Annotated in this window: 15 protein-coding genes; 2 read left to right on the forward strand and 13 right to left on the reverse strand. The window is 64.8% G+C overall.

From position 1 onward, the window contains the following. Nucleotides 1–202: 202 nt before the first annotated feature. Nucleotides 203–1,069 carry a hypothetical protein gene (locus P9230_RS07490; protein ID WP_095800417.1) on the forward strand — a complete coding sequence of 289 codons (867 nt, stop codon included), beginning with the start codon at nt 203–205 and terminating at the stop codon, nt 1,067–1,069. Nucleotides 1,070–1,258: 189 nt separating this feature from the next. On the opposite strand, the gene P9230_RS07495 is transcribed toward P9230_RS07490, so the two are convergent. The 11 genes from P9230_RS07495 to P9230_RS07545 form a co-directional block, all read right to left on the reverse strand. Then, entirely contained in the window at nt 1,259–2,773 is a 1,515-nt protein-coding gene (locus tag P9230_RS07495; protein WP_127239529.1) for an aldehyde dehydrogenase family protein, read from the reverse strand. A 184-nt stretch (nt 2,774–2,957) separates the two neighbouring features. After that, the gene (locus P9230_RS07500) at nt 2,958–4,232 is read right to left on the reverse strand and encodes an RNA polymerase sigma factor (protein ID WP_095800418.1); all 1,275 of its coding nucleotides are present in this window, start codon (nt 4,230–4,232) and stop codon (nt 2,958–2,960) included. Next, entirely contained in the window at nt 4,229–4,603 is a 375-nt protein-coding gene (locus P9230_RS07505) for a YciI family protein (protein WP_278118141.1), read from the reverse strand. The genes P9230_RS07500 and P9230_RS07505 overlap by 4 nt, the downstream gene beginning before the upstream one ends. A gap of 106 nt (nt 4,604–4,709) precedes the next feature. Further along, on the reverse strand, nt 4,710–5,801 hold the full coding sequence (locus P9230_RS07510; RefSeq protein WP_067326145.1) for a DNA topoisomerase IB: 1,092 nt from the start codon (nt 5,799–5,801) through the stop codon (nt 4,710–4,712). A gap of 74 nt (nt 5,802–5,875) precedes the next feature. Beyond that, a complete protein-coding gene (locus P9230_RS07515) occupies nt 5,876–6,619 on the reverse strand; it encodes a hypothetical protein (RefSeq protein ID WP_278118142.1) in 744 nt (247 codons plus the stop codon). Then, on the reverse strand, nt 6,616–7,488 hold the full coding sequence (locus P9230_RS07520; RefSeq protein WP_278118143.1) for a glycosyltransferase family 2 protein: 873 nt from the start codon (nt 7,486–7,488) through the stop codon (nt 6,616–6,618). Before P9230_RS07520 ends, P9230_RS07515 begins: the two co-directional genes overlap by 4 nt. Beyond that, a complete protein-coding gene (locus P9230_RS07525) occupies nt 7,488–8,423 on the reverse strand; it encodes a glycosyltransferase family 2 protein (protein WP_278053787.1) in 936 nt (311 codons plus the stop codon). The genes P9230_RS07520 and P9230_RS07525 overlap by 1 nt, the downstream gene beginning before the upstream one ends. 105 nt (nt 8,424–8,528) lie before the next feature. Beyond that, nucleotides 8,529–9,404, reverse strand: a complete 876-nt coding sequence (locus P9230_RS07530) for a transglutaminase family protein (protein ID WP_278118145.1) — start codon at nt 9,402–9,404, stop codon at nt 8,529–8,531. Then, on the reverse strand, nt 9,405–11,816 hold the full coding sequence (locus P9230_RS07535; RefSeq protein ID WP_278118147.1) for a circularly permuted type 2 ATP-grasp protein: 2,412 nt from the start codon (nt 11,814–11,816) through the stop codon (nt 9,405–9,407). It abuts the gene before it with no gap. 6 nt (nt 11,817–11,822) lie between these two features. Next, the gene (locus tag P9230_RS07540; RefSeq protein ID WP_278118149.1) at nt 11,823–15,182 is read right to left on the reverse strand and encodes a transglutaminase family protein; all 3,360 of its coding nucleotides are present in this window, start codon (nt 15,180–15,182) and stop codon (nt 11,823–11,825) included. Between the two features lie 105 nt (nt 15,183–15,287). Beyond that, nucleotides 15,288–16,478, reverse strand: coding sequence for an acyl-CoA dehydrogenase (locus P9230_RS07545; RefSeq protein WP_278118151.1), 1,191 nt, complete (start codon nt 16,476–16,478; stop codon nt 15,288–15,290). 106 nt (nt 16,479–16,584) lie between these two features. Here P9230_RS07545 and P9230_RS07550 point away from each other — a divergent pair, with 106 nt between their 5' ends. Then, nucleotides 16,585–17,496, forward strand: coding sequence for a LysR family transcriptional regulator (locus P9230_RS07550; protein ID WP_278118153.1), 912 nt, complete (start codon nt 16,585–16,587; stop codon nt 17,494–17,496). On the opposite strand, the gene P9230_RS07555 is transcribed toward P9230_RS07550, so the two are convergent. Both P9230_RS07555 and P9230_RS07560 read right to left on the reverse strand, forming a co-directional pair. Further along, on the reverse strand, nt 17,497–19,818 hold the full coding sequence (locus P9230_RS07555) for a Tex family protein (RefSeq protein WP_278118155.1): 2,322 nt from the start codon (nt 19,816–19,818) through the stop codon (nt 17,497–17,499). Nucleotides 19,819–19,940: 122 nt separating this feature from the next. Then, nucleotides 19,941–21,119 (reverse strand): serine hydrolase, encoded by a 1,179-nt coding sequence (locus tag P9230_RS07560; protein ID WP_278118157.1) that lies wholly within the window; start codon nt 21,117–21,119, stop codon nt 19,941–19,943. Between the last annotated feature and the right edge of the window lie 16 nt (nt 21,120–21,135).

The raw sequence follows: 21,135 nt of genomic DNA on the forward strand, positions 1-21,135 counted from the left end.
TTCGCCGATTCGGCGAAGAGGCCGCCCATTGAACGCTAGACCGTCGAGCGAATTATTATCCGGGTTTTTCGAATCGATGCAAAGGGTTAGCAAGAACGCGTCGAAACATCAGCTGTTGTTCCAATGGGTAACTGGACACGACCGTGGAAGGCGGGGAATCTTCTTTGGTCGTTGCTTCGAATTGAATGGAGTGCCCGAGGAAATGCCCCTGAGCGCCGAAGAAATCGCCAGTCATCCGGCAGCTCTGCGCGGTGTCAAGGAGCAGTCGCGCGCGCTCATCCATATCTACGAAACCAGCCCGCGCCTTGCCGCCGTTTTTGCCACTCAGCAGCGCTGGCTGCTCGGCCATGTCGGACTTGCGCTGCATTTCAGGCGCGACCCCGATGACCGTCGCACCGAAATGACCGTAGCGCGTTTCATCGAGGTCGTGCGCCGCAATTCAGTCGCCAGCCGCAACACCGCCGAAGCGTTCGTCAAGGAAATGCTCCGTTACAACGTCGCCGAATATATTTCGTCGCGTGGCGATGGCCGGGCTCATCCGTTGCGGGTGACCGCGGCCACCATCGAGACCTTTACCGGCTGGATCCATGCCCATTTGCGAACGCTCGACCGCATCGATGGCGGAGCCCGGCTGACGACTTTCCTCGGACACCCCGATATGCTGGCCAAGCTGCAGCCATTGATCTGCGACGGATTGCTCGCATCCATTCCGGTGCGGGAACCCCAGCAAACCTTCTCGTTGTTCATCTGGCTCAACAACGGCGGCATCGTCATGGACTGGCTGATGTCGGGTATCGATCCGGAGGACGCCAGCCTCGAGAAGATTCCGACCGGCGTCATCTCGATCAGCGAATTTGCGCATTGGCTGAAGCTGTCGCGCACGCATCTGGCGCGCAAGCTCCGCGACGCCGAGGCGCTCGGCAGCATCGGCTGGGTCGGCCAGCGCGGACATTCCGTCATGTGGGTGTCGCGGCAGTTCTTCGACGAATACATGGCCGTCCAGGCAGCCAAGCTCGCCATCGTCGACGCAGCCTTCGAGGCGAGTTTTTCCGGCGCGAGCGAAGGCTGAGCGCCGCGGCGCCTGCTCCGAGCTTGCCGTGACGGCGCGCAAAGAGACGCGCCGTTGAGCCGCTTCGACCATGACGCGGCGCTCAGAGCAATTCCAGGAAAGTGTGAAACGGTCTTCCGTCCGGAATTGTCAAATCAAAGAGATAGGGAGGCTTGCCGTTTCCGTGGAACGGTGAACCGCTCTATGTCCTCAGTCGATGTCGAACGACACGCCTTGCGCCAAGGGCAGGGCCTTGGAGAAGTTCACCGTGTTGGTGGCGCGCCGCATATAGGCCTTCCAGGCGTCCGAGCCGCTCTCCCGGCCGCCGCCGGTTTCCTTCTCGCCACCGAATGCGCCGCCGATCTCGGCGCCCGACGTGCCGATATTGACATTGGCGATGCCGCAGTCCGAACCGTCGACGCCGAGAAAGCGCTCCGATTCCTGCAGGTCACGGGTAAAGATCGAGGATGACAGGCCTGCGCCGACCGCATTGTGCAGGTCGAGCGCCTCGTCGAAATCGGCATACTTCATCACATAGAGGATCGGCGCGAAGGTCTCTTCCGTCACCGGCGAAACCTGCTTCGGCATTTCGACGAGCGCCGGATGCACATAGTAGGCCTCGGGATGGCCGTTCTCGAACCGCTTGCCCCCGGTCACCTTGCCGCCATGCGCTTCCGCTTCGTTCAACGCCTTCTGCATATTGTCGAAGGCGGCCTTGTCGATCAGCGGACCGACCAGCGCCGAGGTCTCCAGCGGATTGCCGACCGAAACGCTCTGATAGGCCTTCTTCAGGCGCGGCAGCAGCGCGTCATAGACACTCTCGTGCACGAACAACCGCCTGAGCGTCGTGCAGCGCTGGCCGGCGGTGCCCATGGCGCCGAACGCAATGGCGCGCAGCGCCATGTCGAGATCGGCGCTCGGGCATACGATGCCGGCATTGTTGCCGCCGAGCTCGAGCACCGCGCGTGCAAAACGCTTGGCCAGCCGCGGACCGACCTCGCGGCCCATGCGGGTCGAGCCCGTGGCCGAGACCAGCGGCACCTTCGGATGGTCGACCAGCACCTCGCCGACGGCGCGGTCGCCGATCAGCACCTGGAGTAGTCCTTCCGGCGCATCGGCGCCGAAACGCCTGGCGGCGCGCTCGAAGATCGCCCCGCAGGCAAGCGCCGTCAGCGGCGTCTTTTCCGACGGCTTCCACACCACCGCGTCACCGCACACGAGTGCAAGTGCCGCGTTCCACGACCACACCGCGACGGGGAAGTTGAAGGCCGAGATCACGCCGACGACGCCGAGCGGATGCCAGGTTTCCATCATGCGGTGTCCAGGGCGCTCGGTGGCGATGGTCAGGCCGTAGAGCTGGCGGGAAAGACCGACCGCGAAATCGCAGATGTCGATCATCTCCTGTACTTCGCCAAGACCCTCGGACGGGATCTTGCCGACCTCGATCGACACCAGCCGGCCGAGCTCCGCCTTGTGAGCACGCAACTCCTCGCCGAGCAGGCGCACCAGTTCGCCCCGCTTCGGCCCCGGCACCAGCCGCCAGGCCTGGAAGGCCTTGTGCGCGGCATCGATAGCCTTGCCGGCATCGACCGCCGAGATCGACTTCAGTGCCGCGATCTGCTCGCCCGTCACCGGGCTGCGCACGATGAGGTCGCCGCCGGAAAGCGTATCCTTGGCGACGCCAAGTTTCTCCAGAAGTGAGGCCGTTTCCTTCGCAATCGTCATGTTTGTTCCTTTTCAGATCTCGCCTTGGATATGGCGAGCGTCGAAGTCTTGCGCCACGTCTTGTCGCCGCCCTGAGGCACGACGGCGCTTTCATGGCGTGGCATTACTCGTTTCAGGGAAAAACCGCCACCCCGGGATGGTCCAACCCCCGGCGCGCAAAATTGGGCCAGCAGTGAAAATGGGATCAGCGCGCCTTCTTGGCCTGCGACTTCTCGGTGCTTTCCTTGATCAGCCGGTCGATATGCATGCGGATATGAGCGGCTTCGGCGGCGGTGTTGGCTAAAGCGATCGCGCGGTCGAAGGCCACGCGCGCCTCCTCGCCACGGCCGAGCTGCATCAGCAGGCCGCCCTTCAGGCCGAAGAAGTGGAAATAGCCTGCCAGCCGATCCTCTAGCGGCTCGATCATCGCCAGCGCCGCTTCGGGGCCGCGCACCTTGCTCACCGCAACCGCGCGGTTCAGCGTCACTACCGGCGACGGCTGCATCTGCTCGAGCAAGCCGTAGAGCAGGTCGATCTCGGTCCAGTCCGTATCCTCGGGTGTTGCCGCCCGCGCATGCAATGCCGCGATCGCCGCTTGCACCTGGTATGGGCCAGGCTTGCGATGACGCAGCGCCTTGTCGACCAGCGCCAGGCCCTCGTCGATCATCTTGCGGCTCCAGAGCGACCGGTCCTGATCCTCGAGCAGCACGATCTCGCCATGCGCGTCGAAGCGCGCCGGCGCGCGTGCATGCTGGAGAAGCAGCAGCGCCGTCAGCCCCATGATCTCCGGTTCCTGCTGAAACAGCCTGAGCAGCAGCCGGGCGAGCCGGATCGCCTCCTCGCAAAGCGGCGCGCGGGCCGGCGCCTCGCCGCCATTGGTCGAATAGCCCTCGTTGAAGATCAGATAGATCATGGCCGCGACCGCCGCCAAGCGCTCGGAACGCTCGACCGCGCCTGGCGTCTCGAACGGCACGCCGGCATCGGCGATGCGCGCCTTGGCCCGGGTGATGCGCTGCTCCATGGCGCTCTCGCCGACGAGAAAGGCGCGCGCGATCTGCTTGACGGTCAGGCCGGAGACGATGCGCAGCGCGACCGCGATCTGCTGCGTCGCCGGCAGGTCCGGATGGCAGCAGATGAACAGGAGCCGCAGGATATCGTCGCGATAATGCGCGCCGTCCAGCCGCTCGGCCATATCGCCTTCGGCATCCTCGAGATCGGAGATCTGGTCCTCTTCCGGCATCGGCGCCTGCTTGGCGCGCTTGCGCACCGCGTCGATGCCGCTGTTGCGGCCGACGAAGATCAGCCAGGCCGCCGGATCGCGCGGCGGCCCGTTTTTCGGCCAGTTCTTCAGCGCCCTCAGGCATGCATCCTGGAAAGCTTCTTCCGCGGCGTCGAGGTCGCGGAAATAGCGCAGCAGCGCGCCCATCGCCTGCGGACGGGCGGTGCTGATCGCGTTGCTGATCCAGGCAAGCTCGGTCATGCGGGAACCTTTGTCGGATTGAAGACCGAGATCGGCCTGATCTCGTAGGAACCACCGCTCGCATTGACCTCGGAGAGTTCGCGAGCGAACTCGACGGCTTCGTCCAGGTGATTGCATTCGAGCGTGTAGAAGCCGAGGAACTGCTCCTTGGTCTCGGCGAACGGGCCGTCGAGCACCACCGATTCGCCCTTGACCTTCCGAAGCGTCGTCGCGGCTGTGGTCGGCAGCAGGCGCGCCACCGGCCCCAGCCGGCCTGCCCTGGCGTATTTGTCCTGTACGTTGAGGAGCTTTGCCATGACCTCCTCGTCCTGTTCCTTGCTCCAGGAGCAGACCACGTCTTCGGAGGCGTAGCAGAGAATGGCATAGAGCATGGTGCGTCCTTTCCGTATCAAAGGACGCAACAGTAGGACCCTTCCCGACACAAGGTCGACAAAAAAGTTGTAGAGCTATCGAGGGTTTACGCTATCCTCCTGGTGGTCAGGCTTCGCGCGCCTGCAGCCATCTCAGCACCAGCGTCTCCTCCTCGTCGAGGCCCGGTATAAGGCGCTTTCGTTTGTTGGCTTCGGCCATTTCGCCGAGCAGCTTCCCTTCGGCCCACGCCTCGAAGACGAGCGGATGGATATAGCACCGGCGGCAGACGGCTCGCGTATTGCCGAGTCGTTCGGCGACCTTGTCGACGATACTGTTCATCACGCGGTTTTTCTGGGTCATGCTCTCGGGCAACTCCGCCTGCGCGAACAGGGATGCCGCATGGATGGTGCCGCCCCAGGTGCGAAAATGCTTGGAGCTGAACTCCGGGCCAGATGCCTCGCGAATATAGCGATTGACGTCCTCCGACCGCAGCGGCCGGCGTGTTCCCTCGTCATCAAGATACTGAAACAGCTTCTGGCCAGGCAGGTCCTGCGCGCCGCGCACGATTTTGGCGATGCGTTGGTCGACGAGCTTCAGCTTCCATTCCTTGCCGGACTTGCCCGTGAAGGAGAAGCGCAGGCTGGAACCGGTGATTTCGACATGGCGGTCGCGCAGCGTGGTCAGGCCGAAACTCTTGTTGTCGCGGGCATAGGCGGCATTGCCGACACGGATCATGGTGTTGTCGAGCAGCCAGACGACAGAGGCGACAACGCGCTCCAGCGGAAGTCCATGACGGCGCAGGTCGGCATCGACCTGGCGCCTCAAGGAGGGCAGGCTTTGCGCGAAAGCAACGAGGCTGGAGTATTTGACGCCGTCCCGTTCCTCGGTCCACTGCGGATGATAGCGGTACTGCTTGCGTCCGCGCTGATCCCGGCCGGTCGCCTGGATATGGCCGTTCGGGTCGGGCGAGATCCATACATCCGTCCACGCGGGCGGAATGACGATCGCCTTGATACGGTCAAGGGTGGCCGCGGTGACCGCACTCCCGTTCGGGCCGACATAGGAAAATCCCTTGCCTTTTCTCAGGCGCCGGATGCCCGGATCGGCATCGCTGACATAGCTGAGCGCGGCGCGCTCGGCGGAACTCTGCGCGCCGTTCCCTTGTATTTCCAGACCACCCGCCAGGCGGCCGAAGGACGATTGTGCTCGTTGCAGCATGGTAACTCCACGGAACTGGTCCGTAGATAAGCCGCGCGACAGCGGCTGGTTCCGCCGTCCCCAGAGGGCGTCCTTCAGCTCCGCCGGTCGGCGGACACCTCAGCCATCCAAAGCCTGCCGTCGTCGACATGGGTGGGAAAGTAGTCTCGCCCGGCCGGTATCGCTTCCAGAACCGCTCCCGACTCGTCCGTCAGATAGTCGTAGCCGATCTGCTGCAAACGTTGCTCCGGATCGAGATGATTGTAGAGGTCGCGACGTGCCACGCGCCGTTTCGGCTCGATCATCTTCAAATGATAAAGGTTAAGGCCGCTGTCCCGAAGCTTGAAGCGCAGATCTTCGGGGAACCAGGCCTCATGCAGCCCTTGCGACCGGCTCAGATCCGGGTGATAGGCGGGGAAAAGCCTGTGCTGCATCTTTTGGCCCCAGACGCCGTCGATGCGATAGCTTGCCAGCGTATACATCTCCCTTAGGCGAAATCCCCAGGCATTGCGCCTGGACCCGCTGGTCAGTTGGCCTATCCGGCTTGCCACGGCATCTTCCAGCCTTTCGTCCGGATCGATTGCCAGAAGCCAATCGGCACCCGCCTCATAGGCCGCGGCAATAAGCGCGCGCCGCCTCTGCGGTTCATTGCTGAAGACCGCATCCGCCGAGCGATCGTCATAGGCGATCCAGCCATCGACGATTGCGTCGAGATTGGCGAGGAGGTCTGGCACCAGATGCGCATCGTAGCGATAGCTGAAAATGGCGACGATCCTTTGCCGCGACCAAAGCCATCGACCGCGCCGCCGGCGCGGCTGCTTCATCTCCATGGTGATCATGGCCGCGTGCCTGTCCTATCGCCATGCGTTACGCCGACGGCTGCCCCCAGCGATTTTGCGAACAATGCCGCCCATACGATCGGCAGCGATAACATCGCGAAACGTCTATCCTCTTCGGCCAGGCCTTCTTTTGCGAACTTGCCGACATTGCGCCGGTCCCGAAACACCCCTTTGAAAATCCGCAATGGCTTTCGGTGTCCAACGGATTTGAGGTAGGTCCCATATCGGTATCCGCGCAGATACTGGTCGACAATCACTCGGATCAGCCCTGTCTCGTTGCGATGGACGGTAAGCACCGCCGGCTCCCATAGCGGCACGACCGCCTTCGGCAGCCTTTCCAGGAATTCCGTGTCTTCTCCCGTCGCCATTTGTTCGTCGAACAGGCCATACCGATCGAACAATTTTCGGTCGAAAGAAACGCCGTAGCGAAGTGCCTTATGAGCGGGAAGACCTGGCAGGCGCCGCATATAGGTAACGAGATGGGCCGCGCACGCGACCAGATTGCGCGGATGACTGTTGGCGATGGCGCTTGCCACGGCCGCGACGCCTTCCCGGTGATGGCGCAGCCGGACCTCTGCCCATCGCGGGCATGCCAGGCAATCATCCGCGAGAAAGGCGATGAAAGGAGCTTTCGTCGCCGCTATGCCGCGATTTCTCGCGGCCCCGGCAAAGAGCCTTTCTTCGCACTCGATGACTGGCACGTCGAGTCCGGCATTGGCCAGAAGCGCCTGGGCATTCCCGCCGCCGGAATTCACGACCACCACCTCGAGCGGGATGTTCTGGCCGAGCACCGACCTGACCGCCGCGACCAGATCGGTCGGAGCCCGAAAACCTATCACCACGACTGCAAGTTCCGGCCCGTCGGCCATCAGGCACTTTGCAGCTGGGCGCGATGAGCCGGGAACCGGCGCCGCGCTGCGATTTTGAGCCGGTAGCGCATGCAGCGCCAGATGTCGGTGGAAACCTTGGGCGCCGCTTCGGCAACCGCCAGGAATTTTGCCGCCGTTTCGAGATCGCCGCGGGCGTAGTGAACGCGGGCGATCTTGAGCGCCACAAGCCCTTCCCTCGCTTTCAACGACGATTTCGCAATGCCGCAGTCGGCGAGTTCGCGCAGCGCCAGGCGCCATTCGAGGAAGCGACGCGCAGGCTTTATCGCGAAGCGGTCATCCGAGCGGTCCGACGATACGAAGTAGATCATGATTGGTTGCCTCACGACCGCGAGCGATGCCTTGCGCATAACCCGCGCCCAGAACAACGTGTCCTCGTCGTAGGCGAGCCCGGTCGGGAAGCGCGTGTCCCCGACCGTATGCCGCGACACCAGCGCGCTGCCGACGGCAATCGACCGTATCCTGCCTTCCACATAAGCGGAGGCATTGGCGAGCCCGGCAGTCATGTAGCCGGCCGGCGTTTTGAACTGTCGGTCCCGGCCATCGGTCCGCCGGCGGTAGGCGCCGACCACCATGTCGGCGCCTGGCTTGGTCCTGGTCTTGGACAGCAGCGTCCGCAACCCGCCCTCGATATGCAAATCGTCGGCGTCGATCATATAAATCCAGGGGAAGCGCGCCTCGGCCAGCGCAAGATTGCGGGAGCCGCCCGCGTCCCGACAATTGGACCGGATGACCCGGAACGGCAGCGCCAGCCGCGAGGCTGCGTCCGCGGCCACGGCCGCCGTGTTGTCCGTCGAGGAATCGTCGACCAGTATCACTTCGCCGATGACCTCGGCTTCCGAGCGCAAGGTTGCCAACGTGTCTGCAACGGTTGCCGACGCATTGTGTGCTGGAATGATGATGCTGACCGATGTCAACAATTGAACTCCGCGCAAGTGCCCGGCAGGCCGGTCCACGGTCCGGCGGCAAGATAGCGGCGGGATCGCGATTTGAGAAGCAGCCGCATCACCGATCGTGCGCCTTCAGGCAGCGACCGGGATGACATCGACCGCCTGCTCGCCGATCTGCTCGCCGGTGGTTTTCAGGACGCCGACAATCGGCGCCACGTCGGAATAGTCGCGGCCGTATCCCACCGTGATATGGTCGTTGCTCGCCCGCATGCCGTTGGTCGGATCGAATTCCTGCCAGCCGGCATCGCGCCCGCACCAGGCCTTGACCCAGGCATGCATGGCGTCGGCGCCTTCGAGCCTCGGCTTGCCCTTGGGAGGGATCGTGCGCAGGAAGCCGCTGACATAGCCGGCGGGGATGCCAAGCCCGCGCAGCCCGGCGATCATGATGTGCGAGAAATCCTGGCAAACTCCACGCTGAAGCGCAAAGGCATCGCTGGCGCGCGTCTGCACGGTAGTTGCCTTGCCGTCATAGGTGAAATCGCGGTGGATCCGATTGCAGAGATCGACCGCCGTGGCGATCGCCGAACCGGCGAGGCTTTCCCGCGCATAGTCCGTGATTACCGGATCGATGCTGGCGTGGTCGCTGGCGGCGAGGAAGTGATGCGGCGCCTCGGCGGACAGCGAACGCACCGCGTCGAGTTCCGCCCTCAAGCCGTGAATGTCGGGCGAGACGTCGAGGCCGGCTTCCGGCCGCGATACCGACACACGGGCGCTCATCCTGACGTGGAGCTCCTCATGCGCGTCGCGAACGGCGATCGCAGTGACGTTGTTGCCGAAGAAATCGGAAAAATCCGCGCGCTCGGCCGGATTCGGCTGGAACGACAGCGAGGCGGCGATAACCCGCTGCACGCCGGCGATCGTCTGTGGCAGCACGCGCACCTGGTGCCTGCCGCCGCCGGCTGCGGCCGCATAGCCGTAATGAAGATGGAGCCTGATGTCGTAGAGCATTTATCCGAAATAGGCCCTGGCGAGACTGTTGTAGAGATCGCCGATCTGAATGGCGAGATCGTCCAGCACCTTCGCGGTCATGTCCTGAGGCTCCATCACGGCGAGCGCCGTGTTGAGCTGCAGGATTTCTTTCGCCGCGGGCGACATATGTCCCTCGCCCCCGACGGAAGGCAGCATGCCGATCTCGGCCTTGAGCCGCTCGAGCTGGAACAGGATCGAGCGCGGGTTGAGCGGATCGAGCGCCAAGAGGTCTATAACCGTGCGCCGGCCTGACTGAACCGGATATTGCCGGCGGTGGGTCATGACGCTGTCGCCGATCTCCAGCATCATGTCGAGTGCGCCGTCGGGCGCGTCTGCCTTTGTCAGCCTGGCTAGCGTGCGCGCGATCTGGATGCCACGTTCCAGTCGGCGGCCGATCTCCAGGAAGCGCCAACCGGTGAAGCGGTACATGTTCTCGTGCAGCAGCCCCGAGAAGCCCGCAAGCTTTCGCAGCATCACGGTCATCGCCCGCGTCGCGTCGTCGCCCGGAGCGACCGTCTCCGCGAATTTGTGGATGGTCTTCGACAGATCCTTCAGCGCCAGCCAGCCATCCGGCGAGAAGCGGTCGCGGATCTGGCCGGCGCTGTAGACGGCGCTGTCCAATGTGCCGATCAATCCAAGCGGGATCGCGGTTTCGACCTCGATGCCGAACGGTTCGAGATAGTCTCTGATGTCGGCGAGCAGCGGCATCTCGGGATCGGATGTCTCCGCCAGCCTGACGTGATAAGCGCGCAGCACCCGCACCGTGTCTTCCGAGCGCTCGATATAGCGGCCAAGCCAGGTCAGGTTTTCCGCGGCGCGGCTCGGCAGGCTGCCGGGCATGGTGCGGGTGAAGCCGTCGGTCTCCTGCGGCAGCAACGTCTCCCGCTCGACAGGCCTGTCGCTGACCACCCAGACATCCGCCGCCTGACCGCCGCGCTGCATGGCCATCGCGGTCGGGTCGAGCGAGAAGCCGACGCGCGCAAAGCCGCCGGGCATCACCGTCCAGCCTTCCTGTGTTCGCGCCAGGTAGACGCGCAGGCTGGCGGGCCGCGGCTCCAAGCGGCCGCCGGCAAAGACCGGCGTAGTCGAGAGCGTGACCGCCTCCTGGCCGACGAAGCCAACCCCGTCGGCTTCGATCCGCGCGATAAGCTCCGCCCGCTCGCCGGCCGAAAGCGCCGAACCGAGCCTGGTCGCGCCATCGTCCTCGAAGGCAAGCCGTGTCGACAGCGCCGGGCCGACCACCATGCGGTCGATATTGGCCAGCACATGGTCGCGTTCGGCCTGCTGTCCGCACCACCAGGTCGCAATGTTCGGCAGCTTGAGTTCCTCGCCATGCAATTCCCGCGCGATCCGCGGCAGGAAAGAAAGCAGCGCCCGCGTTTCCGCCAAGCCGGAACCGAGCCCGTTGACGGCCGAGACGGTGCCGCGCCGGATCGCCTCGACCAGCCCCGGCGTGCCGATCTGCGAGTCCGGTTTGAGCTCCAGCGGATCGGCGAAAGCGGCATCGAGCCGCCGCCACAAAACGCCGATCGGCATCAGGCCCGAAACCGTGCGCACCATCAGCCGGCCGCCGGACACCGTCAGGTCCTCGCCTTCGAGCAGCATAATGCCGAGATAACGCGCGATATAGGCGTGCTCGTAATAGGTCTCGTTGAGCGGTCCGGGCGTCAGGATGGCGACGCGGCCGCCGGAATCCTTCGCCATGCCGTTCAGCGCATCACGGAAGCGGCGGAAGAAGCCGGCCAGGCGATGCACATGCAGCTCGCCATGGATGTCAGACAAGGCGCGGGTGGTGGCAACGCGGTTCTCCAGCGCAAAGCCGGCGCCCGACGGCGCTTGCGTGCGGTCGCCCAGAACCCACCAGCGGCCGACGGGGCCGCGGCCGAGCTCGAAGGCGACCATGTGCAGGAAATGGCCGCTGGCCGGACGGACGCCGACCACCGGGCGCAGATATTCCGGGCTCGCCGCAATCAGCCCCGCCGGCAGGATTCCCTTCTCGATCAGCCGGTTCGGCCCGTAAATGTCGGCCAGCATCGCCTCGAACAGGTCGGCGCGCTGGACGAGGCCGGCGCTGATCTCGGCCCATTCCTTCTCGTCGATCAGCAGCGGGACATGCGCCAGCGGCCATTCGCGCTCGTTGGCGCCGGCTTTGTCGTAGACGCGGTAGTAGACGCCGGCATCGCGCAGATATTGGTCGGCGCGGGCAAAGCGCTGTCCGAGCGCCTCAGCCCCCAGATCGTCCAGCGCTCCGATGAAGGACCGCCAGGCCGGGCGCGGATTGCCCGACGCGTCGACCATCTCGTCGACGACGCCTTCGATCGGCCGGTAATGCTCCAACAGGCTCTGCGCCCGCGGCCTGCCGCCCGCCCGTTTCTGATTCCCCTTGGCCATGCTCGATCAGAATCTCGCCGGTCGCCTGAGGTCAAGGGTCATGGGAAACTCTTCAGAACCTTGTTCTTCACGCAGCACATAGGCACCCGGCGTATGGCCGCGCGGCTCGAAGCGGGCCAGCCGCCGCGCCTCCGCCTCGTTGCCGTTGACCGGGAAGGTCTCGTAGTTGCGGCCGCCCGGATGCGCGACATGATAGACGCAGCCTCCCAACGAGCGGCCCGACCAGCGGTCGTAGATGTCGAACACCAACGGCGTGTTGACCGGAAGGGCCGGATGCAGGCCGGAGGCCGGCTGCCAGGCCTTGAAGCGCACGCCTGCCACCGCGACCTCTCTGCTGTCGGTCGCCTTCATCGGTACGATGCGGCCGTTGCAGACGACCGCGTGACGCTCCGGATTGAGGCCTTGCGTCCTCACCTGCAGCCGCTCGATGGACGAATCGACGAAGCGGACCGTGCCGCCGATCGCGCCTTGCTCGCCCATCACATGCCAGGGCTCCAGCGCCTGCCTGAGCTCCAGCTTGACGCCGCCATGCTGCACCTCGCCGCAGAACGGGAAGCGAAATTCGAGTTGGGCTGCGAACCATTCCGGGCGGAAGTCGAAGCCGTTGAGCTTCAGATCTTCCAGCACGTCGAGGAAATCCGCCCAGACATAATGCGGCAGCATGAAACGGTCATGCAGCGACGTGCCCCAGCGCGCGAAGCGGCCGTCCAGCGGCTTCTTCCAAGCCCGCGCGATGATAGCCCGGACCAGCAATTGCTGGGCGAGCGACATCCGGGCATTGGGTGGCATTTCGAAGCCGCGGAACTCGACCAAACCGAGCCGTCCCGTCGGACCGTCCGGCGAGAACAATTTGTCGATGCAGATTTCCGAACGGTGCGTGTTGCCGGTCACGTCGGTCAAGAGATTGCGGAACAGCCGGTCGACCAGCCACGGCAACGGCGCCTCGCCCTTGTCGGGATGCGGCACCTGGGCCAGCGCGATCTCGAGTTCATAGAGGGAATCATGCCGTGCCTCGTCGATGCGCGGCGCCTGGCTGGTGGGGCCGATGAACAGGCCGGAAAACAGATAGGAGAGCGATGGGTGCCGCTGCCATTGCAGCACCAAGCTCTTCAACAGGTCCGGCCGGCGCAGGAACGGACTATCGTTGGGCGTCGCACCGCCGACAACGACATGATTGCCGCCGCCCGTGCCGGTGTGACGGCCGTCGATCATGAACTTGTCGGTGCCGAGCCGCGACTGCCTGGCTTCCTCATAGATCGCCGTGGTCGTCGCGACGCATTCCCGCCAGTCGGCGGCCGGGTGGATGTTTACCTCGATGACGCCGGGATCGGGCGCCACGCGGATGACGTTGAGGCGCGGGTCGTGCGGCGGCCCATAACCCTCGATATGCACCGGCAGGCCGATCGCCTTGGCCGCGTTCTCGGCCGCCGCCACCAGCTCAAGATAGTCCTCAAGCGCCTCGACCGGCGGCATGAACACGCAGAGCCGCCCGTCACGAGGCTCGACGGTGAGCGCCGTGCGCACCGCACCGCCGATCTCGGTGATCTCCTGCTCGACGCGCTCCTGCTGGCCCGTTGTCGCGGTGAAGGACGCTGCCAGCTGGCGGCGCGCCATTTCCTCGGGGCCCTCAAGTTCTGCTGGGGCAGGTTCCGGCAAGAGAGCGTCGCGCGCCGGCAGCGTAGCGCGCGGCAGCGACGGATCGACCGGCACGATATAGGGGTATTGCGCCGGCGGCACGTAAGGCAGCGCGCCGAGCGGCAGCCGATAACCGACCGGGGAATCGCCCGGCACCAGGAACAGCCGGCCGCGCCGCGTCTTCCACTTTTCCGAACGCCAGCGCTGCCCGGCGGCCTGGCTGTTCCAGCGCTGCACCGGCAGCACATAGCCTGACGGCTTGGTCAGGCCGCGCTCGAACACACGTGCCATGCGGTTGCGCTCTTCCGGATCCTCCAGCTTCGAGTTGGACGGGTCGACATTGTCCGGCAGCTTGCTCTCCTTGAGCAGCCAATCGGCCGGATCCTCATAGGCCTCGCCGACCATCGCCTTGTCGATGCCGAGCTCGGCGGCGATCGCCGTGAGCAAGCTTGCGGCCTGCTCAAGCCCGACAGAGACGGTGCTCGTTTCGCGCGCGATCAGCGACGGGTCGCGCCAGACCGGCTCGCCATCGGTGCGCCAAAAGAGCGAGAAGGTCCAGCGCGGCAGGCTCTCGCCCGGATACCACTTGCCTTGACCGTAGTGGAGGAAACCGCCCGGCGCGAAGCGCTCGCGCAGGCGCCGGATCAGCTGATCCGCCTTGTCGCGCTTGGTCGGCCCGACGGCCGCCGTGTTCCATTCGGCAGCCTCGAAATCGTCGATCGACACGAAGGTCGGCTCGCCGCCCATGGTGAGCCGCACATCCTGCTCGCCCAAAACCGCGTCGACCTTGTTGCCCAAGGCGTCGAGCGCCTCCCAGCTTTCATCCGAGAACGGCTTGGTGATGCGCGGATGCTCGGCGATGCGCTGGACGCGCATGTCGAAGCCGAAATCGACATTGGCGAAGCTCGCCATGCCGGAGATCGGCGCGGCATTGCGGAAGTGCGGCGTCGCCGCCAGAGGCACATGGCTTTCGCCGGTGAGCAAACCGGAAGTCGGGTCGAAACCGATCCAGCCGGCGCCCGGAATATAGACTTCGCACCAGGCGTGCAGGTCGGTGAAATCGACCGAGGTTCCAGGCGGTCCGTCCAACGAGACGAGGTCCGGCTTCAACTGGATCAGGTAACCGGAGACAAAACGCACCGCGATGCCGAGGTTGCGCAGGATCTGCACCAGCAGCCAGCTTGAATCCCGGCACGAGCCTTTGCCTGCGGCCAGCGTCTCCTCCGGCGAATAGACGCCGGTCTCCATGCGCACGATATAGGCGATCTCGCGCTGCAGCCGCGCGTTGAGGCCGACCAGGAAATTGACCGTGTTTGTCGGACTGCGGTCGATGGTTTTCAGGAAGGCCGACAGCAACGGGCCGGCCGGCTCGGGCGTGCGGTATATGGCGAGGTCTTGGCTGATCTCTTCCGGGTACTCGAACGGGAAATTCTCGGCCGATTCCTCGACGAAGAAATCGAACGGATTATAGACCGTCATATCTACGACGAGATCGACTTGGATCTTCAGTTCCGTCACCGGCTCCGGGAAGACGAAGCGGGCGAGGAAGTTGCCGTACGGGTCCTGCTGCAGGTTGACGAAATGGTTCTTCGGCTCGACCTTCAGCGAATGGCTGAGCACCTTGGTGCGCGAATGCGGCGCCGGCTGCAGCCTGATCACCTGAGGGCCGAGAACGACCGGCCGGTCGTATTTGTAATGGGTCAGGTGGTGGACGGCTGCCAGAATTGCCATGGTGCCCCGGGGAACGGCGTTTCAATCGCCGAACCCTGACATAAGTGCTGGGCATTCTCCAAGCAGAGATGTTGCGCTGCACCTAATTTAATCAGCGTTGCCGGCTTAGAAAAACGCCTGAAGCCCCGTCTGCGCCCTACCCAGTATCAGCGCATGCACGTCATGCGTGCCCTCATAGGTGTTGACCGTCTCCAGGTTCTGGGCATGGCGCATCACGTGATAGCCGATCTGGATGCCGTTGCCACCATGCATGTCGCGAGCCTGGCGGGCGATGTCGAGCGCCTTGCCGCAATTGTTGCGCTTGACGATCGAAATCATCTCCGGCGCCATCTTGCCTTCGTCCATCAGCCGGCCGACGCGCAGCGAACCCTGCAGGCCGAGCGCGATCTCGGTCTGCATGTCGGCGAGCTTCTTCTGGAAGAGCTGTGTGCCGGCGAGCGGCTTGCCGAACTGCTTGCGGTCGAGGCCGTACTGCCGCGCGCGGTGCCAGCAATCCTCGGCCGCGCCCATGGCGCCCCACGAGATGCCGTAGCGCGCGCGATTGAGACAGCCGAAGGGTCCCTTCAGGCCCGAGACATTGGGCAGCAGCGCCTCCTCGCCGACCTCGACGCCTTCCATCACTACCTCGCCGGTGATTGAGGCTCGCAGCGAAAGCTTGCCGCCGATCTTCGGCGCCGACAGCCCCTTCAGGCCCTTTTCCAGCACGAAGCCGCGGATCTGGTTGTCATGCGCGGCCGACTTTGCCCAGACGACGAAGACGTCGGCGATCGGCGCGTTGGAAATCCACATCTTGGAGCCGGAAAGCCTGTAGCCGTTCGCCGTCTTCTCGGCCCGTGTCTTCATGCCGCCCGGATCGGAGCCGGCATCCGGCTCGGTGAGGCCGAAGCAGCCGATCCATTCGCCGGAGGCGAGCTTCGGCAGGTACTTCTTGCGCTGCTCTTCCGAGCCGTAGGCATGGATCGGATACATGACCAGCGACGACTGCACGCTCATCATCGAGCGGTAGCCGGAATCGATGCGTTCGACTTCGCGCGCCACCAGCCCGTAGGTGACGTAGTTGGCGCCGAGCCCGCCATATTCCTCTGGAATGGTGATGCCGAGCAGGCCCGCCTCGCCCATCTCGCGGAAGATCGAGGGATCGGTTTTCTCATCGGCATAGGCTTCCTCGATGCGGGGCGCCAGCTTGTCGGCGGCGAACGCCGCTGCGCCGTCGCGCACCATCCGCTCGTCTTCGGAAAGCTGGTCCTCGATCAGGAAGGGATCGTTCCAGACGAAGGTGTTCTTCTCGGCGGCCATGAGGTGGGTCTCCCGGTAAAATCTTGGATGGCCCGGCTTATCCGCCTCCATCTGGAAAAAATCAAACGAAATTGCATCAAGCATCAATGAGCGATAGTAATAGGTCATGAACGTCCAGCGCCGCCTCTTGCCAAGCATCAGCGCGCTTGCCGCCTTCGAGGCGGTGGCGCGTCTCGGCTCCTTCACCGCCGCGGCCCGCGAGCTCGATCTCACGCAAGGTGCCGTCAGCCGGCAGATCAATCTGCTGGAAGAGCAGTTCGGGCGCCGGCTTTTCGAACGCGACAGCCGCAATGTCAGGCTGTCCACGGCGGGCGAAATCTACGCCGGCGCGGTGCGCTCAGCACTCGCGCAGTTGCGCGATGCGGCGCTTGGATTGATGAGCAATCGGCATAGCGGTGTTCTCAACCTTGCCATCCTGCCGACCTTCGGCACGCGCTGGCTGATGCCGCTCATTCCGGATTTCGTCGCCCGTCATCCGGACATCACGATCAATTTCGCCACGCGCATTGGCCGCTTCGACTTCGCGCGCGAGCGGCTCGACGCCGCAATCCACCACGGCATGCCTGATTGGCCGGACGCTGATTGCACGCTTTTGATGCGCGAGACCGTGATGCCGGTCGCCGCGCCCGAATTCCTGGCGCAGCGGAAGGTCGCGACGCCGGCCGATATCGGCCGCCTGCCGTTGCTGCACATGGCAACGCGTCCCGACGCCTGGAGCGAATGGTTCGAGCATCAGGAGCTCGACGCGCCGACCGGCCCCGGCATGCAGTTCGAGCAGTTCGGTACGGTCGCGCAGGCCTGCATGGCAGGGCTCGGCGTGGCGCTGCTGCCGCAGATCCTGATCGCCGGAGAATTGCAGCGTGACCAGTTGGCGCCGGCGCCGGGCAAGCCGATGCAGAGCCGCAGTGCCTATTATCTCGTCGTGCCGCACGCCAAGCGCGGCCATCCGCCGGTTGCCAGCTTTCGCGACTGGCTGCGGGGCCAGGTTGAGAAGGAGCCGGCTGTTCTGGCGTGGTAGCTATTTCCGCTTCATCGCCTCGGCGAGCGCCGCGCCGAACGCACCCTGTGACGGCTTTTCAGGCTGGCGCTGCGGCGCCGGCGAGCGCGGTACGGGCTTGCCGCCGCCGCTGTCGCGCTGGCCGACCCGAGGCGCCCCACCCTGGCCGCCATCCTTGCGCATCGAGAGGCCGATGCGATTGCGCTTGATGTCGACATCGACCACTCGAACTTTCACGACATCGCCGGCCTTTACCACCTCATGCGCGTCCTTGATGAAGCGGTCGGCCAGCTGCGAGACATGCACCAGCCCGTCCTGGTGCACGCCGATGTCCACGAAGGCGCCGAAGGCGGCGACATTGGTGACCGTGCCTTCGAGCAGCATGCCGGGCTTCAGGTCCTTGATGTCGTTGACGCCTTCGGCAAAGGTCGCCGTCTTGAAGCCCGGCCGCGGGTCGCGTCCGGGCTTTTCCAGTTCCGCGATGATGTCACGTACCGTCGGCAGGCCGAAGCGCTCGTCGACGAAGACACGAGGGTCAAGTGCCTTGAGCGCGGCACTGTCGCCCATCAGCGCGCGCACGTCGCGGCCGCAGGCGGCGACGATCTTCTTTGCCACGCCATAGGCTTCCGGATGCACGGATGAAGCGTCGAGCGGCTCGGAGCCGTCCGGGATGCGCAGGAAGCCTGCGCACTGCTCGAACGCGCGCGGTCCAAGCCGCGCCACGTTCAGCAGATCGCGGCGCGTAGCGAACGGACCGCCGACGTCGCGATGCGCGACGATCGCTTCGGCAAGCGATGGCCCCAGTCCCGAGACGCGCGCCAAGAGCGGCGCCGATGCCGTGTTGAGGTCGACGCCGACGGCATTGACCGCATCCTCCACCACCGCCTCCAGCGAGCGGCCGAGCCGGTACTGGTCGACATCGTGCTGATACTGGCCGACGCCGATCGACTTCGGCTCGATCTTGACCAGCTCGGCGAGCGGGTCCTGCAGGCGTCTCGCGATCGACACAGCGCCGCGCAGCGACACGTCGAGGTCGGGAAACTCGGCGGCCGCCGTCGCCGAGGCTGAATAGACCGACGCGCCGGCTTCGCTGACGATCACCTTGATCGGCTTCGGCCCGCCGTCGGACGGCAGGCTGGCGAGCATGTTGGCCACCAGCTTTTCGGTCTCGCGGCTGCCGGTGCCGTTGCCGATCGAGATCAGCTCCACCTTGTGGAAGCGAATGAGCCTGGCAAGTTCCGCCTGCGTGCCGCGCACATCGTTCTTTGGCGGAAACGGATAGACGGTGGTCGTCGCCACCAGCTTGCCGGTACGGTCGACCACCGCCACCTTGACGCCGGTACGGATGCCGGGATCGAGACCCATCGTGGGCCGCGAGCCTGCGGGCGCGGCTAGCAGCAGGTCCTTGAGGTTGCGGGCAAAGACATGGATGGCCTCGTCCTCGGCCCGCTCGCGCAGGTCGCGCATCAAATCAAGCGTCAGATGGAGTGATAGTTTTATCCGCCAGGTCCAGCCGGCCACTTCCATCAGCCAGCGGTCGCCCGGCAGGGTGCTACCAATCGCATAGGCGTTGGCGATCATCCGCTCGACCGGTCTCACCTGCGATTGATCGTCGGCATCGACTTCGATGTCGAGCGACAGCACCTCTTCGTTGCGGCCACGCAGCATGGCCAAGGCGCGATGGCTGGGCACGTTCGCCCAGCGCTCGACATGATCGAAATAGTCGGAGAATTTCGCGCCCGCCTCCTGCTTGCCGTCGACGACCCTGGCGCGCAGGAAGGCGCGCTCCTTCATATAGGCGCGCAGCCTGCCGACCAGCTCGGCATTCTCGGCGAACTGTTCGGACAGGATGTCGCGCGCGCCTTCGAGCGCCGCCTTGGCGTCGGGAACCTCCTCTGTGAGATAGGCTAGCGCGAGTTCGGCAGGCACCGCCGAACGGTCGGCGAGGATGGCCTCGGCCAGCGGCCCCAGTCCACGTTCCCTGGCGATCTCGGCCTTGGTGCGGCGCTTCGGCTTGTATGGCAGGTAGATGTCTTCGAGCTCGGCCTTGGTGGTCGCCGCCGCGATTTTTGCCTCGAGGTCCTCGGTCAGCTTGCCCTGCTCACGGATCGAACCGAGGATGGTGTCGCGGCGCGCATCGAGCTCGCGCAGATAGGCAAGCCGCTCGGAAAGGTCGCGCAACTGCGTGTCGTCGAGGCCGCCGGTGACCTCCTTGCGGTAGCGCGCCACGAAAGGCACCGTTGCGCCCTCGTCCAGCAGCCCGATTGCGGCTGCCGCCTGCTCCGGCCGCGAGCCGATCTCGGCCGCGATGATTGCTGCGATGCGCTTGATGTCCGATGCCATGCTGGTTCCTGCCGAAAAGAGCGGCGACAATAGGCCGGGACGACGGCTGCGCCAACCGCGCTGTCTCAACCCGACAGGAAAGCTCCACAGGAAAGAGCTGCGGGGAAGACCAGCCGAACGGCTCAAACCATCCCGCTCAGCGCCTCGAAGAAAGCGACGACATCGAGATCAAGCTGATCGTCGACCGGCTCCGGCTGCGACGACACCTTGGCGATGACCACCTCGTCGCTCGGGTTGACGTAGATCCACTGGCCGTGAATGCCGATGCCGCAGAAGGCGCCGCTTGGCGTGCCCATCTGGTACCATTTGTTGCGGTAGCGGCCCTTGGGGAAGAGGAACACCATCGTGCCGCGCCGCCAGGCTTCGTGGCTGCCGCCGCTGGCAACCGTGTCATGCACCCAGGTTTCCGGCACGATGCGGCGGCCATTGGCCGTGCCGCCCTGTCGCATCATTTCGCCGATGCGGGCAAGGTCGCGCGGCGTCATCGACATGCCGCCGGCGGTACGCGCTGTGCCTTCCATGTCGACCGTCACGGACATCTCGCTCGCGGCGCCCAGCGGCAGCCACAGTTTCTCGCTGAGCAAGTCGCTGACGCGTTTGCCGGATGCCCGCTCCACCAGGATGCCCAGCATATCCGAATTGGGTGAGCGATAACGGTAGGTCTGCCCATGCGGCTCGGCGAGCCGCGGCAACGTCAACAGAAACGCAGCGAGGCTTTCCGACCCGCCGCCCGGATTCCACAGTGTCGCGCGGCGATAGCGGGCGAAGGCGCTTTCCGGATCGAGATAGGCCTCCTCGAAGTCGAGGCTGACCGTCATGTCGAGCACATTGCGCACGCTCGCATCGCCATAGGCCGAGCCCTTGGCTTCGGGGATGTATTCTGTCACCGGCGCTTCCGGGTCGAACACTCCCTCGCCTTGCAGGATGCCGGCGAGGATCGCCGTCACCGACTTGCTGATCGAAAAGATGATGTGGCGCTGACCGAACGCCATATGCGGCGCCGACCAGTCGCCGACCAGCCTGCCGCCCTTCAGGATCGTCAGCCCGTCAGTGTCGGAGCGCTTCAGGAATGCTTCGACTGTTTCGGCGCCGCCGGCCAAGGTGACTTTCTCCTCGAGCAGCGCGCCGAGCGATTTCACCTCTTCCTCGCCGCCGGGCGCGGCGGCAACGTGGACGCTCGGCACCAGTTCGCCGACATTCTGGAACGACCATTGGCTGAACGGCCTCAGCCGCCAATTATCGAGCCGCACATACTTGCGGGCAAAGCCGTATCTGGTCTCGAACGCGGTGTTGCCGGTCACGATTGTCTCCCGGTCG

The sequence above is a fragment of the Mesorhizobium sp. WSM4887 genome (genome assembly GCF_029625865.1).
Lineage (GTDB): Bacteria > Pseudomonadota > Alphaproteobacteria > Rhizobiales > Rhizobiaceae > Mesorhizobium.